The sequence below is a fragment of the Corynebacterium afermentans subsp. lipophilum genome (assembly GCF_030408375.1).
Lineage (GTDB): Bacteria > Actinomycetota > Actinomycetes > Mycobacteriales > Mycobacteriaceae > Corynebacterium > Corynebacterium lipophilum.
Window position 1 is genome coordinate 946,493 of record NZ_CP046530.1, and the last position, 13,653, is coordinate 960,145.

General features: G+C 65.4%; 13 protein-coding genes. 11 read left to right on the forward strand and 2 right to left on the reverse strand.

What is annotated here, in order from left to right:
• Positions 1 to 57: 57 nt before the first annotated feature.
• Together CAFEL_RS04560 and thrB are read left to right on the forward strand one after the other, a co-directional pair.
• Positions 58 to 1,410 carry a homoserine dehydrogenase gene (locus tag CAFEL_RS04560; RefSeq protein ID WP_194560249.1) on the forward strand — a complete coding sequence of 451 codons (1,353 nt, stop codon included), beginning with the start codon at positions 58 to 60 and terminating at the stop codon, positions 1,408 to 1,410.
• Positions 1,411 to 1,422: 12 nt separating this feature from the next.
• Positions 1,423 to 2,352 (forward strand): homoserine kinase, encoded by a 930-nt coding sequence (thrB, locus tag CAFEL_RS04565; protein WP_194560248.1) that lies wholly within the window; start codon positions 1,423 to 1,425, stop codon positions 2,350 to 2,352.
• A 61-nt stretch (positions 2,353 to 2,413) separates the two neighbouring features.
• Here the strand turns inward: thrB and CAFEL_RS04570 are convergent, their stop codons facing one another.
• Positions 2,414 to 3,559: a glycerol dehydrogenase gene (locus CAFEL_RS04570; RefSeq protein WP_194560247.1), complete on the reverse strand. Its 1,146-nt coding sequence runs from the start codon at positions 3,557 to 3,559 to the stop codon at positions 2,414 to 2,416.
• A gap of 21 nt (positions 3,560 to 3,580) precedes the next feature.
• On the reverse strand, positions 3,581 to 5,320 hold the full coding sequence (locus CAFEL_RS04575) for a long-chain fatty-acid--CoA ligase (RefSeq protein WP_194560246.1): 1,740 nt from the start codon (positions 5,318 to 5,320) through the stop codon (positions 3,581 to 3,583).
• Between the two features lie 241 nt (positions 5,321 to 5,561).
• Here CAFEL_RS04575 and rho point away from each other — a divergent pair, with 241 nt between their 5' ends.
• From rho to CAFEL_RS04620, 9 genes are all read left to right on the forward strand, one after another.
• Positions 5,562 to 7,358: a transcription termination factor Rho gene (rho, locus tag CAFEL_RS04580; protein WP_290172298.1), complete on the forward strand. Its 1,797-nt coding sequence runs from the start codon at positions 5,562 to 5,564 to the stop codon at positions 7,356 to 7,358.
• A complete protein-coding gene (gene prfA, locus CAFEL_RS04585) occupies positions 7,358 to 8,437 on the forward strand; it encodes a peptide chain release factor 1 (protein WP_194560244.1) in 1,080 nt (359 codons plus the stop codon). Before rho ends, prfA begins: the two co-directional genes overlap by 1 nt.
• Positions 8,424 to 9,269 carry a peptide chain release factor N(5)-glutamine methyltransferase gene (gene prmC / locus CAFEL_RS04590; protein ID WP_194560243.1) on the forward strand — a complete coding sequence of 282 codons (846 nt, stop codon included), beginning with the start codon at positions 8,424 to 8,426 and terminating at the stop codon, positions 9,267 to 9,269. The genes prfA and prmC overlap by 14 nt, the downstream gene beginning before the upstream one ends.
• Positions 9,270 to 9,294: 25 nt before the next feature.
• Positions 9,295 to 9,951, forward strand: coding sequence for an L-threonylcarbamoyladenylate synthase (locus tag CAFEL_RS04595; protein ID WP_194560242.1), 657 nt, complete (start codon positions 9,295 to 9,297; stop codon positions 9,949 to 9,951).
• Between the two features lie 6 nt (positions 9,952 to 9,957).
• Positions 9,958 to 11,121: an MraY family glycosyltransferase gene (locus CAFEL_RS04600; protein WP_194560241.1), complete on the forward strand. Its 1,164-nt coding sequence runs from the start codon at positions 9,958 to 9,960 to the stop codon at positions 11,119 to 11,121.
• 19 nt (positions 11,122 to 11,140) lie between these two features.
• A complete protein-coding gene (locus tag CAFEL_RS04605; protein ID WP_194560489.1) occupies positions 11,141 to 11,539 on the forward strand; it encodes a Cg1360 family ATP-synthase-associated protein in 399 nt (132 codons plus the stop codon).
• Positions 11,540 to 11,894: 355 nt separating this feature from the next.
• Positions 11,895 to 12,689, forward strand: coding sequence for a F0F1 ATP synthase subunit A (gene atpB / locus CAFEL_RS04610; RefSeq protein WP_034999809.1), 795 nt, complete (start codon positions 11,895 to 11,897; stop codon positions 12,687 to 12,689).
• Positions 12,690 to 12,786: 97 nt separating this feature from the next.
• Positions 12,787 to 13,032, forward strand: a complete 246-nt coding sequence (locus CAFEL_RS04615; RefSeq protein ID WP_034999811.1) for an ATP synthase F0 subunit C — start codon at positions 12,787 to 12,789, stop codon at positions 13,030 to 13,032.
• Positions 13,033 to 13,079: 47 nt separating this feature from the next.
• A complete protein-coding gene (locus tag CAFEL_RS04620; RefSeq protein WP_194560240.1) occupies positions 13,080 to 13,652 on the forward strand; it encodes a F0F1 ATP synthase subunit B in 573 nt (190 codons plus the stop codon).
• The last annotated feature ends 1 nt before the right edge of the window (position 13,653 follow it).

The following is a 13,653-nucleotide window of genomic DNA, read 5'->3' on the forward strand; positions in this document are numbered from 1 at the left end:
AGACAAAGCGGTCCACCGCTGATCCCTGCCACGTATGACGAAGGAGCTACTCGCAACATGACTTCCGCCACCGCCGAGGGATACAACGGCAACTACCCGGGCAAGGGCATCGGCACCCCCGTGGGCATTGCCGTGCTGGGCAAGGGCACCGTCGGTACCGAGGTGCTGCGCCTGCTGTCCGAATTCTCCTCCAACTTGGAGCACCGCATCGGTAGTCCGATTGAGGTGAGGGGCGTTGCAGTGTCGGACGTCGAGAAGCACAAAGATGCCCCCGAGGTCCAGGGGCTGTACTTGACCGGGGACGCACGCGAGCTGGTCACCCGCGACGACGTGGACATCGTGGTCGAGCTCATCGGCGGCATTGACTACCCGCGCGAGCTCGTCCTCGAGGCGCTCAAGGCCGGAAAGTCCGTGGTCACCGCTAACAAGGCCCTGGTGGCCGCCCACAGCGCCGAGCTTGCCGACGCCGCCAACGCCGCCGGCGTCGACCTCTACTACGAAGCCGCCGTCGCCGCCGCCATCCCGGTGGTGGGCATGCTGCGCCGCTCCCTTGCGGGCGACCAGGTGCAGCGCATCTCCGGCATTGTCAACGGCACCACCAACTTCATCCTCGACGCCATGGCGTCCACCGGCGCCGACTACGAGGAGGCGCTGGCAGAGGCCACCCGACTCGGCTACGCGGAGGCCGACCCGACCGCGGACGTGGAGGGCCACGACGCTGCCTCCAAGGCTGCCATCCTCGCCTCCATGGGCTTCCACACCCGCGTGACCTTCGACGATGTGCACTGCGAAGGCATCACGAAGATCACCGCCGACGACATTGAGGCCGCGAAGAAATCCGGCCACACCATCAAGTTGCTCGCTATTTGCGAGCGGCTTGTCGACGACGCTGGCAACACCACCGGCGTCAACGCCCGAGTCCACCCGACGCTGGTGCCCAACGAGCACCCGCTCGCGTCCGTGGACAAGTCCTACAACGCCATCTTCGTCGAGGCAGAAGCAGCAGGTCGACTCATGTTCTACGGCAACGGCGCCGGCGGCGCCCCCACCGCATCGGCAGTACTCGGCGACCTCGTCGGCGCCGCACGCAACAAGGTCCACGGCGGCCGCGCCCCGGCCGAGAACCCGTACGCGGACTACCCGGTTGTCTCGTTCGAGGAGGTGACCACCCGCTACACGATCAACATGACCGTCAACGACCGCGTCGGCGTCCTCTCCGATCTCACCGCCCGCTTCGCCAAGGCCGGCATTTCGCTGTCCGCGGTGCGCCAGGAGGAGTCCGGTGACGAGGCCCACCTCATCGTTGTCACCCACGCCGCCCGCGAGCAGGACCTCAACGCGATCGTGGAGCAGCTTTCGGGCCACGACGACGTGCTCGCCGTCAACTCCGTCATCCGGCTCGATTCCTAAGGGGCCCTCGCAATGGCAATCGATCTGCAGCCCGGCCTGAAAGTCAAGGTCACCGTCCCCGGTTCGTCGGCCAACCTGGGCCCCGGCTTCGACACCCTCGGCATCGCGCTGAGCATCTACGACACCGTGGAAGTGGAGGTCACCGACTCCGGCCTCGAGGTGGAAATCTTCGGCGAGGGCGCCGACGACCTGCCACGCGACAGCTCCAACCTCGTCGTCCGGGCCATCCAGTCCGGTCTGACCGCCGCCGACGTCTCCGCACCCGGCCTGCGCGTGGTGTGCCACAACACCATCCCGCAGTCCCGCGGCCTTGGATCTTCCGCGTCCGCCGCCGTCGCCGGCGTGGTTGCCGCCAACGCGCTGGCCGGATCCCCGCTCGACGAGGACGCGGTCGTGCAGCTGTCCTCCGAGTTCGAAGGCCACCCGGACAACGCCGGCGCATCTGCGCTCGGCGGGGCAGTGGTGTCTTGGACCGACATCCCCGTCGACGACCAGTCCAAGCCGTCCTACCGCGCCGTGCGCATCCCGGTGGACGAGTCCATCAAGGCCGTCGCCCTCGTACCCGACTTCCACGCCTCCACCAATGCCGTGCGCAAAGTGCTGCCGAGCCACGTCACCCACACGGATGCACGTTTCAACGTCTCGCGCACCGCGGTGATGACAGCGGCGCTGCAGCACCACCCGCAACTGCTTTTCGAAGGCACCCGCGACCGCCTTCACCAGCCGTACCGCGCCGACGTCCTGCCGGTGACGGCGGAGTGGGTTAACCGCCTGCGCAACCGCGGTCACGCCGCCTACCTCTCCGGCGCCGGCCCGACCGCGCTGGTGCTCACCACGACCGAGGTGGAGCCTTCGCTTCTCGACGAAGCCCGTTCCGCCGGCCTCCGCGTCATCGAACTCGACGTCGCCGGCCCGGCTACCGCGGAGCTGGTGCACGACTAGCAACAGTAGGCAATGAAAAAGAGCCGCACGTGGAATCGTGCGGCTTTTTTCTCTGTCTGGTCTAGTGCTTGTTCACGTACTTCTTCGGCTCCGGAAGGCCGCGTTCTTCGCGGACGCGACGGGCGGTGTACTCAAGGGTGACAAGCGCCTCCACAACCAGCTCCGGCGTCACCGGGAACGGCATGTTGTGGATAGTCTCCTCCTCGGCGGTGGCGGCCTTGGCAACCGCTTCCAAAATGTCGGTGTCCTCGGGAGAGAGACCAACCTCGGTCAGGGTGGTGGGCAGGCCGACGCGGGTGGAAAACTCGATGAAGTTTTCAACCTCCTCGGTCTCTGCGCCCTCCATGATCAGCTGGGCGAGGGTGCCGATGTTCACCTTCTCGCCATGCGTCAGACCATGGGTCTGCTCGGCGGCGGAAAGGCCGTCGTGGATCGCGTGGGCGGCCGCGAGGCCGCCGGATTCGAAGCCAAGGCCGGACAGCAGGGTGTTGGCCTCAACGACGGCGTCGAGCGCCGGGGTAACCACGCCGGCTCGGACGGCGTCGAGCGCTGCGAACGAGTCCTTGCGGAGGATCTCGGCGCACAGTTCCGCCAGCGCAGCGCCTGCGCGGGTCGGGTGGCCGCCGTTCATCGTCGTGCCGTTGCCTCGTGCGGTGGCACGCGCCTCAACCCAGGTTGCCAACGCATCGCCGATGCCTGCGATGAGGAACTTCTCCGGGGCACCGGCAACGAGCTGCGTGTCAATGAGCACCAGATCCGGGTTGCGGGGGAAGAAGCGGTACTCGTCGAAGGCACCGTCTTCGGTGTAGATCACTGACAGCGTCGAAGTCGGCGCGTCGGAGGATGCTGCGGTGGGCACGGAAGCCCAGTTGATGCCAGCCGCGAAGCCGGCCGCCTTCGCTGAGTCAATTGCGGAGCCGCCGCCGATGCCGACAACGACGTCGTGGTTGTTGTCCTTGATCAGCTTCACGGTGTCGTCGACACGCTTCGCAGTGGCGAAACCTTCGAACTGCACGCGGTTGACCGGCAGGCCTTCTTCCTTAAAGCCGTCGGTCAGCTGGTCTTCGATGAGGCCCCAGACTGTGTCGTCTGCGAGCAGGAGTGGGTTGGATCCCAGCTGCTTGAGGTATTTGCCCAGTTCATGGATGGCATCTTTGCCCTGGACGTAGCGGGACGGGCTGGAGAAAATACTGGTTTTCACTGTCATGCCCCTCAACCGTACCGAAAATCAGTTTCGTGGCGTGACGGAATTCGCCCTGCTGCCCGGCCCTGGCAGGGCGATAATGTCGAACTCGTCCCGGGCGAGGTGCTTGCGCAGGTCTTTCTTGTCGAACTTGCCCACGGACGTCTTGTCGATGGTGTCGACGAAGGTCCAGTACTCGGGTGCCATCCACTTCGGCAGCACGTCTGCGAGCCCGGCTCGCAGGCGCGCGGCGGTCTCGGCGGTGGGGGCCACCTCCGCGGTCAGCTTGGTCACGGCCAGCGGCCGCTCACCCCACTTGTTGTCGGGGATGCCGATGACGGCGCACTCGATGACCTCTTCGGACTCCATGATCAGGTTTTCCACCTGGGCGGAGTAGATCCACTCGCCACCGGAGCGGATGACGTCGCGGGCGCGGTCGTAGAGGGTGAGGAAGCCGGCATTGGTCACGGTTCCCACGTCGCCGGTGCGCAGCCAGCCGTCGGCGGTGAAGTGATCGCGCACGTCGTCGACGTCTTCGCCGCGGAAGCGCGAGGCGATCTCGCCGGGCTCCTGGGTGGGCGAGTGGTAGTAGCTGGCGGCGACCATGTTGCCCCGCACCTGGATTTCGCCCTGGGTGAGGTCGGTGGGCGCCATGACCTGGCCGTCGTTAACCACGCGGTATTGCAGGGTGGGAGCGAAGCGGCCCTGGGAGATGCGGTAGGCCCAGCGGGCCTCGCCGGAAGCGCCGGACGGCGGCCTGGCGACGGTACCGACGGTGGAGGTCTCCGTCATGCCCCACACGTGCACCACGTCCACGCCGTAGCGCTCCTCCCACACCTTGATCAGGGCGGGCGGGGCCGGCGAGCCGCCGACGAAAATCTCCTGCAAGCTCATGCGCTCGGGCGGGTTGTGTAGGTAGTGCACCATCAGCTGGATCCACAGGGTAGGCACCCCGTGGGCGACGCGCGGGTGGGTGCCCGCGATGAGCTTGGCCAAGGTGGGGGCGGACATGTCCGAATCCGGCAACACCAGCGGCGTGCCAGCCAAAAACGCGGCGAGCGGCACGCCCCAGCTGAGCACGTGGTAGATGGGGATGCAGCACAAAAACGTCTCACCGTGCGTCACGGCCAACGAGTCGGTGGCGCGCAGGCTCGTCGCCTCCAGCCACAGGGAGCGGTGCGAATAGGCCACGCCCTTCGGCGCGCCGGTGGTGGCGGTGGAATACACCAGCGCCGCTGCGGTGTTTTCGGGCAGTTCGGGCCACGGGTAGGACGTCGGTCGGCCGTCGAGAAGCTGCTCGTAGCTGTATACCTTGACTGAGTCGGGGAGGTGCGAAGCTGCGTCGTCAAGCGGTTCGACGCCCGTAAACGCCACCGCGCGCACGGTCGGGCAGTCCTGCAAAATTGTGCCCAGCTTCTTTGCCAGCCGCGGGTCCGCGACCACAACTTCGGACTCGGAGTGGTTGACAACGTACGCGATCTGATCCGCCATGAGCTGCACGTTTAGCGGATTGAACACCGCGCCCTTCGCGGCAACGGCGAACATCACCTCGATGTGCTCCGCGCAGTTGTACAGCAACGTGGACACGCGCTGGTCGCCGTCGATGCCCAGGTCGTTGTGCAGGGCATGCGCAAAGGCCGCGGCGCGTGCGCCGATCTCGGCGAACGTGGTTTCCTCCGCGCTGGATGCGCGCCACGTCGTGCACTTCGTGTTGGCGTGGGCTGTGATGCCGAACTCCAAAATCCTGGCGACGGAGAACGGCACCTCCTGCATCGTTGAAAGCATGCAGGCCATGTTAGCGCGGGCCTGATTAGCACAGGGCCTTCTATGCGCTACACTTCTGCGTGGATCGTGCGAATTGCACCCGTCCCGGAACTTCTCCGGTTGAGGGGTGCTGGCGGCGCTACCGGGAGGAACGTTTCCCCGGGCCCGCGAGATCCGTAAGACCGCACACGACCGCTACCGGTACATGCAAACGCGAATATCTGCGCGATTAAGCAGCTGGCTTAGCGACGAAAGGACACACGTGACCGAAACCGGCACCGCGGCCGACCTCGCCGCAATGAAGATTCCGGAGCTGCGCAAGCTCGCCGCCGAAAAGGGACTTAAGGGGGTCTCCGGGCTCCGCAAGGGGGAACTCATCCAGGCCATCGTTACCGGGCAGGTGCCCCGCAAGGCCGCCGCCGAGAAGGCTGCGCCGGCGGAGAAGTCTGCCGCCGAGAAGGCAGCGCCGGCGGAAAAGGTCGAGAAGCCGAGCCAGGCCGAGAAGCAGCAGCCTAGCGACGACGACGAGTCCCGCGGGGCATCGCGCTCGGCCGCACGTCGCGCCCGCCGCAACCGTGCACGCTCGCAGCACGACGAGCAGCAGGGCGGCGACAACCGCGAAAACCGCGACAACCGTGACAACAATGCCGACGGCGATAACGAGCAGAACCACGGCAGCGACCACGGCAACAACGACCGTGGCAACGACCGGGGCGGCCGCAACAACCACGGCAACCATGGCAACCACGGCGGCAACAACGACGACCACCACGGCGGGGGCCGCCGCGGCCGCCGCGGGCGCCGCAACCGTAATCGCAACCGGGACCACAACCACGGCGGCGGAAACAACGCCAACAACGACAACCAGAACTTCAACCCGGAGGACCTGCAGGAGGTCGCCGGTATCGCGGACGTGCAGGACAACGGTTCGGCGTTCATCCGCACCACCGGCTACCGCCAGTCCAACGCGGACGTCTATGTGCCACAGAAGCTCGTGCGCCAGTCGGGCCTGCGCTCCGGCGACGCGGTGACGGGTCAGGTCCGCGCCAACGGGCAGTCCCACTCGCAGGGCAACGGCCGTAACCGCCGCAGCTACAACCAGGTTGTGCGGGTCGATTCCATCAACGGCCAGACCACGGAGGCGGCGAAGGGCCGCAAGGAGTTCCACAAGCTCACTCCGTTGTACCCGAACCGCCGTCTGCGCCTGGAAACTGAGCCGAAGATCCTCACCACCCGCGTGATCGACCTGGTCATGCCGATTGGTAAGGGCCAGCGCGCGCTGATCGTCTCCCCGCCGAAGGCCGGTAAGACGACGATTCTGCAGAACATCGCCAACGCGATCGCCACCAACAACCCGGAGTGCTACCTCATGGTGGTGCTGGTGGATGAGCGTCCGGAAGAAGTCACGGACATGCAGCGCAGCGTCAACGGCGAAGTCATTGCCTCCACGTTCGACCGTCCGCCGTCAGAGCACACCGCTGTGGCCGAGCTTGCCATCGAGCGCGCGAAGCGCCTGGTGGAGATGGGCCAGGACGTGGTGGTCCTGCTGGATTCCATCACCCGCCTGGGCCGCGCCTACAACAACTCCTCCCCGGCGTCCGGCCGCATCCTCTCCGGCGGTGTGGACTCCAACGCGCTGTACCCGCCGAAGCGCTTCCTGGGCGCTGCCCGCAACATCGAGGAGGGCGGTTCGCTGACGATCATCGCCACCGCGATGGTGGAGACCGGCTCGGCTGGCGACACCGTGATCTTCGAGGAGTTCAAGGGCACCGGCAACGCCGAGCTCAAGCTGGATCGCAAGATCGCGGAGCGCCGCGTGTTCCCGGCTGTGGACGTCAACCCCTCCGGCACCCGCAAGGACGAGCTGCTGATGAGCCCGGAGGAGGCGCGCGTGATGCACAAGCTGCGCCGCATCCTCTCCGCGCTGGATCCGCAGCAGTCCATTGACATGCTGATTAAGCAGCTGAAGAAGACGAAGACCAACGGCGAGTTCCTGATCGGCGTGGCCAACTCTGCACCGATGGCGCAGACGGAAAACGACGAGGAGGACTACTCCTAATGGCAGAGAAATCGCAGGTTTCGCTTGTCGACGACTACGTGGCCGAATACCAGGGCATCCAGGCCCAGATGGGCGACCCGGAGGTGGCGGGCGACCAGGACCAGTTCCGCAAGCTGTCCAAGCGCTACGCGGAGCTGCAGCCGATCATCAACGTCTACAACGACCTGACCCAGGCGCAGGAGGACCACGAGGCCGCGGCCGAGATGGCCAACGAGGACAAGGAGTTTGCCGAGGAGGCCAAGCGCCTTGAGGGCGAGATTGTCCGCCTGGAGGAGGAGCTGGCCGACCTGCTGGCCCCGCGCGACGAGCACGACGGCGACGACATCATCATGGAGCTCAAGGCCGGCGCCGGCGGCGAGGAAGCCGCGCTGTTCGCTGGCGACCTTGCGCGCATGTACCAGAAGTACTGCGAGAAGCATGCCCTGACCTGGGAGGTGCTCGACGTCGCCGAGTCCGACCTGGGCGGCGTGAAGGACATGACTGTCGCGGTGAAGTCCAAGAACCCCTCGCGCGACGGCGCCTGGTCCAAGCTGAAGTTCGAGGGCGGAGTGCACCGTGTGCAGCGCGTGCCCGTCACGGAGTCCCAGGGCCGCATCCAGACTTCGGCCGCAGGTGTCTACGTCTTCCCGGAGGCCGACGAGATTGAAAGCGTCAACATCGACGACAAGGACATCCGCGTCGACGTGTACCGCTCTTCCGGCAAGGGCGGCCAGGGCGTGAACACGACCGACTCGGCCGTGCGCATCACCCACCTGCCCACCGGCATTGTGGTGACCTGCCAGAACGAGCGCTCTCAGATCCAGAACCGCGCCCGCGCCATGCAGGTGCTGCAGGCACGCCTGGACCAGCTGGAGCGCGAGAAGCTCGAGGCCGAGGAGGCCGAGGGCCGCGCATCCCAGGTGCGCACCATGGACCGCTCCGAGCGCATCCGCACCTACAACTGGCCGGAAAACCGCATCTCGGACCACCGCATCAATTACAAGTCCAACAACCTGGACTCGGTGCTCGACGGCAACATGGACGACCTGATCGGCGCGCTGCAGACGCACGAGCGCCAGGAGCGTCTTGAAGCCGAGTAGCGTCCGCTCGTTCCTCCCGGAAGCGGTGAATGCCCTCCGGGAGGCGGGCGTCGACTCTCCGGAGGTGGACGCCCGCCTGCTCGCCGCGCACGTGCTCGGCGTCGCGCCGATGCAGCTGATGTTCGCCGATGTGCCGGCGGACTTCGGGCAGCGCTACACCGAACTCGTCGCCCGCCGCACGAAGCGCGAGCCGCTGCAGCACATCATCGGTACCGCGCCGTTTTACGGCGTCGACCTCGCCGTCGGCCCCGGCGTGTTCATCCCCAGGCCCGAAACCGAGGTCCTCGCCGAGTGGGCGGTGCAAAAGCTTATCGACGCACCTTCGGACCCCACCGTCGTCGACCTCGGCTCCGGCACCGGAGCTTTGGCCATTGCGGTAGCCCGCGCTAGGCCGGACGCGACGGTGTACGCGGTGGAGCGGTCGGAGGCCGCGCGTGCCTACCTGCAGCGCAACGTCGATACGCTTGCGCCCCAGGTCAACGTGGTGGCGGGCGACATGACCGACCCGCAGCTGCTCGCCGGGATCCGCGCGGACGTGGTGGTGTCCAATCCGCCGTATGTTCCGGAAACGCCGGAGCTGCAGCAAGAGGTCTACGCAGACCCGCACGAGGCAGTCTTTTCGGGCGTTGATGGGCTGGCGGCGATTCGCGGGATCGTGCCCGTCGTCAAGCAAATGCTCAAAGATGGGGGAGTTGTGGGCATTGAGCACGACGACACAACCTCCGAGGCTGTGCAGGATGAGCTGCGCGCCGGCGGTTTTGCGGACGTGCGCGCGATGGAGGACCTGACCGGGCGGGCCCGGTTTGTCACGGCGAGTAAGCTAGCCCGGTAACTGCCCGACGGCCAAGGAGCGAACATTGAGGGAAACGTACAACTGCCTCGACCCGCAAAAGCGCATCGAAGGGGTACGCGCTGCCGCCGATGCCGTCCGGGCCGGACGCTGCGTGGTGCTGCCGACGGATACCGTCTACGGCATCGGCTGCGACGCCTTCAACAACGACGCCGTGGACACGCTTTTGGCCACCAAGCGCCGCGGGCCGGATATGCCGGTGCCGGTGCTCGTGGGCTCCTGGGTGACCATCCAGGGGCTCGTGCGCGAGTTCACCGAGACCGCAAAGACGCTGGTGGAAGCATTTTGGCCGGGTGGACTGTCCATCGTCGTGCCCGAGGCGCCCAGCCTGCCGTGGAATCTCGGCGACACGCGCGGCACCGTGCTGCTGCGCATGCCGAATCAGCCGCTAGCGCTCGAGCTTCTGCAAGAGACCGGGCCGATGGCGGTGTCGTCCGCGAACATCTCCGGCAACCCGCCGGCGACCACCGCCACCGAGGCGCGCCAGCAGTTCGGCGACGCGGTGCCGATTTACCTCGACGGGGGCACCGCGGAGATCGGGGAGCCCTCCACGATCATTGATCTTTCTGGCCCCGCGCCACGGATTTTGCGCGAGGGGGCGATTTCCGCCGAACGCATCGGTCAGGTCTTAGGGCTTGACCCAGAGAGCATGCGGAGGAAGTAACCGCCGATGAACGCCTCCGGTGTTCCGCTGCGTGAGCTGGGCCTCGTCTTGCTCGTGGCGGCTGCAGTCACGTACCTGGCCACCGGGCCGGTGCGGTCCATGCTCGTGCGTACGGGCAGGGTGGCTGAGATCCGCCAGCGCGACGTGCACACGCAGCCGACTCCGTCGTTAGGCGGGCTAGCTATGTTCACCGGGTTCTTGGCCGCCTACGCGCTCGCGCAGCAGCTGCCCGCGCTGACCCGCGGGTTCGCGCCCGTGACGCCGGAGATGACCGCGGTACTGGTGGGCGGGCTCGCCATCGTGCTCGTCGGTGTGGTGGACGACCTGTACGAGCTGCGCGCGCTGACCAAGCTGATAGGGCAGTTCGCGGCGGCGGTGATCATGACGGCCCTGGGCATCGTCTTTACCGTGTTTTATGTGCCGTTCGGGGAGGGCACCACGCTCATCCTGGATCAGGTCCAGGGCATGGTCTTGAGCGCACTTTTTACGGTGCTTTTGATTAACGCCGTGAACTTCGTCGACGGCATCGACGGGCTCGCCGCGGGCCTGGGCATGATCGCGGGTTCTGCGATCCTGATCTACTCGTTGGCGGTGCTGCACGACCAGGGCGGGGCCGTCTCCGCATACCCGCCGGCGATAATCTGCGCGATCCTGGTGGGCATCTGCGCCGGGTTTTTGCCCCACAACTTCGAGCCGGCGCGCATCTTCATGGGCGACTCCGGGGCGATGCTGATCGGGTTGTTGCTCGCCGCGGCGTCGATTTCGGCTTCCGGCAAGATCAACATGTCCCTCTACGGCGCGGCTGACCTGGTCGCGCTGGTCAGCCCGATCATTGTCGTGCTGGCGGCGATCGCGCTGCCAGTGCTGGACCTGGTGTGGGCGGTGATCCGCCGCACCGCGAGGGGGCAGAGCCCGTTTGCCGCGGACGCTGGGCACATTCACCACCGCCTACTGCGGCTGGGGCACACCCACCGGCGCACCGTGCTAGTGCTCTACATGTGGGTTTCCGCCGTGGCCTTTGGCGCGGTGAGCTTCTCCGTGGTGCCGTTCAAGGTCGCGGCGTCGCTGAGCGTGGCTGCACTGCTGGTTGCGTTCTTGCTCACGCTGGTGCCCTTGGCCAAGGGGAAAATTGGCCCGGCAGGTAGGATGAGCCACCGTGAAACCGCTTGAAGTCAACGACGCTAATGCCATGTCCGACCACCGCAAGCCCCTTGTGCGCGCTCTGAAGGTGGCGAGCTGGGCGCTCGTGGCGCTGACCGTGGTCGCCCTTATGGGGTGGGGCGCGGCGCGCGACCTGCCCGGCATTTGGGCCGCATTGATGGGCGTGGCCGTCGGCGGGAGCTTCGTGCTGCTGACGGCGGTCACCGTGCTTGCCACCTCGAACTCCTCCCCGAACGCGACCATGGCGATCGTGCTCGGCGGCTGGCTGCTCAAGATGGGTGTGCTGGTGCTGTTTTTCCTGTGGATCCGCGGCTACGACTTCTACGACCACCAGGCGTTCGGCATCACCACTATGGTCGCTTTAGTTGTGGCCTTGGGTGCCGAAACTTGGGGCTTGATCACCACGCGCACTACCTACCTGGATTAGGGGTAAGTGCGGCCTGTGACAGACCTAACAACCCTTCGAAAACGCGTTGTAGCAGCGCAGTTGCGGGTTTCGGGGGTCTGGGGTGGCGCGTCGGGGGGACAACTCCACAGGTAAAACCTACTTTGCGCGGATGGCCTGTTAGGATTACCGCTGGGTTTGTTCCGAGTCGATATCAACCCTCGTAAGCAGGGGAAACCGGCAGAAGAACGACATCCCCTGCCCCCGCGGAAGCAGATGTGCGACGGAGTCCGCCGCGGAGGCAGCCTTTGTTGAAGACGTCCATCGCACCGCGCGCCGAGCGCATCGGAGCGCGGCCCGAGAACGGGAGAGAACGCTGAGCGTTACAACTTTGGCCATGAAGGGTGAATTCCACGCACCTTCGCTTGGTCCAGAATTTTTCCCGGGGCAGACGTACGGCCAGCTCATTGGCGAAGACTTCGCTAATGGGTGGTTCGCACTCGATCGCATCATGCTCGTCCGCCTCTTCATGGCGGCGATTTTGGTGCTCCTCTTTGTTATTGCCTTCCGGAACCCGAAGCTGGTTCCCAAGGGGCTGCAGAATGTCGCCGAGATCGGTGTCGATTTCGTCCGCGTCAACATCGCGGAGGACACGCTGGGGAAGAAGGACGGCAAGCGGTTCCTGCCGCTGCTGTGCACCATCTTCTTCACCACGCTGTTCATGAACGTCGCAACGATCATCCCGGGCCTGAACATCTCGCCTAACGCACGCATCGGCATGCCGATCGTCATGGCGGTTGCGGCCTACATCGCGATGATCTACGCCGGCGTGAAGCGCTACGGCATCGCTTTCTTCAAGCACTCGACCGTGATTCCCGGCCTTCCGCCGCTGCTCCACCTTCTGGTGGTGCCGATCGAGTTCTTCTCGACGTTTATTCTGCGTCCGGTCACCCTGGCTCTTCGTCTTATGGCGAACTTCCTGGCTGGCCACATCATTCTCGTCCTGCTGTATTCCGCCACGAACTTCTTCTTCTGGCAGCTGAACGCATGGACGGCAGTGAGTGGCCTGACCCTCATCGCAGCACTGCTGTTCACCGCATACGAGTTGATCATCATCTTCCTGCAGGCGTACATCTTCGCCCTGCTGACTGCGGTGTACATCGAGCTGTCGCTGCACGCGGATGCGCATTAACAAAGCGCGACCACACGGCCAACTGAATAACCCCACAATCTGTCACTCGCTCACCCGCAACCCGCGGGAGAGCACTTAGAAAGGGAACGACTTTCACATGAACGACATCATTCTTGCTCAGGCAGCGGAGACCGTGAACCGCTACGAGGGTCTCGGCACCATCGGCTACGGCCTTGCAACCATCGGCCCGGGCATCGGCATCGGCATGCTCGTCGGCAAGACCGTCGAGGGCATGGCCCGCCAGCCGGAGATGGCTGGCCAGCTGCGCACCACCATGTTCCTGGGTATCGCCTTCGTTGAGGCGCTTGCCCTGATCGGCCTCGTCGCCGGCTTCCTGTTCTAAAAAACACGAACGAATAACCCGTACATTTTTTAGATCAGGAGCAACCAATGACTAACGTCACTGCATTCCTCGCTGCCGCAGAGGCCAGCGAGAAGCTGCCGCTGGAGAATGAACCTTCCATTCTTCTGCCGGCCGCCTACGACGTGGTTTGGTCTCTTGTCGTTTTCATCATCGTCGGCCTACTTTTTGCGAAGTACGTCATTCCGAAGTTCCAGGAAGTGCTGGCGGAGCGCGAAGACCGAATCAAGGGTGGCATCGAGCGTGCTGAGGTCGCCCAAAAGGAAGCCAAGGCTGCCCTGGAGAAGAACAACGCCGAGCTTGCGGAGGCGCGCCACGAGGCCGCTGAGATCCGTGAAGCCGCCCGCACCCGCGGCAAGGAAATCGAGGCTGAGTCCCGTGCCCGCGCCGAGGAAGAGGCCCGCCGCATCATCGCCTCCGGCGAGAAGCAGCTGCAGGCCTCCCGCGAGGAGGTTGTCGCTGAGCTGCGCAACGAGATGGGCCAGAACTCCATCTCGCTGGCTGAGCGTCTGCTGGGCACCGAGCTGTCGGATTCGACCCGCCGCTCGAATACGATCGACGAGTTCCTGAGCGAGCTCGACCACGTGTCGACGAGGAAGTAGG

Coding starts and splice junctions, on each gene's coding strand:
- CAFEL_RS04560 (WP_194560249.1), top strand. CDS start 58: ATGACTTCCGCCACCGCCGAGGGATACAACGGCAACTACCCGGGCAAG.
- thrB (WP_194560248.1), top strand. CDS start 1,423: ATGGCAATCGATCTGCAGCCCGGCCTGAAAGTCAAGGTCACCGTCCCC.
- CAFEL_RS04570 (WP_194560247.1), bottom strand. CDS start 3,559: ATGACAGTGAAAACCAGTATTTTCTCCAGCCCGTCCCGCTACGTCCAG.
- CAFEL_RS04575 (WP_194560246.1), bottom strand. CDS start 5,320: ATGCTTTCAACGATGCAGGAGGTGCCGTTCTCCGTCGCCAGGATTTTG.
- prfA (WP_194560244.1), top strand. CDS start 7,358: ATGGCAGAGAAATCGCAGGTTTCGCTTGTCGACGACTACGTGGCCGAA.
- CAFEL_RS04600 (WP_194560241.1), top strand. CDS start 9,958: ATGAACGCCTCCGGTGTTCCGCTGCGTGAGCTGGGCCTCGTCTTGCTC.
- CAFEL_RS04605 (WP_194560489.1), top strand. CDS start 11,141: ATGTCCGACCACCGCAAGCCCCTTGTGCGCGCTCTGAAGGTGGCGAGC.
- atpB (WP_034999809.1), top strand. CDS start 11,895: ATGAAGGGTGAATTCCACGCACCTTCGCTTGGTCCAGAATTTTTCCCG.
- CAFEL_RS04615 (WP_034999811.1), top strand. CDS start 12,787: ATGAACGACATCATTCTTGCTCAGGCAGCGGAGACCGTGAACCGCTAC.
- CAFEL_RS04620 (WP_194560240.1), top strand. CDS start 13,080: ATGACTAACGTCACTGCATTCCTCGCTGCCGCAGAGGCCAGCGAGAAG.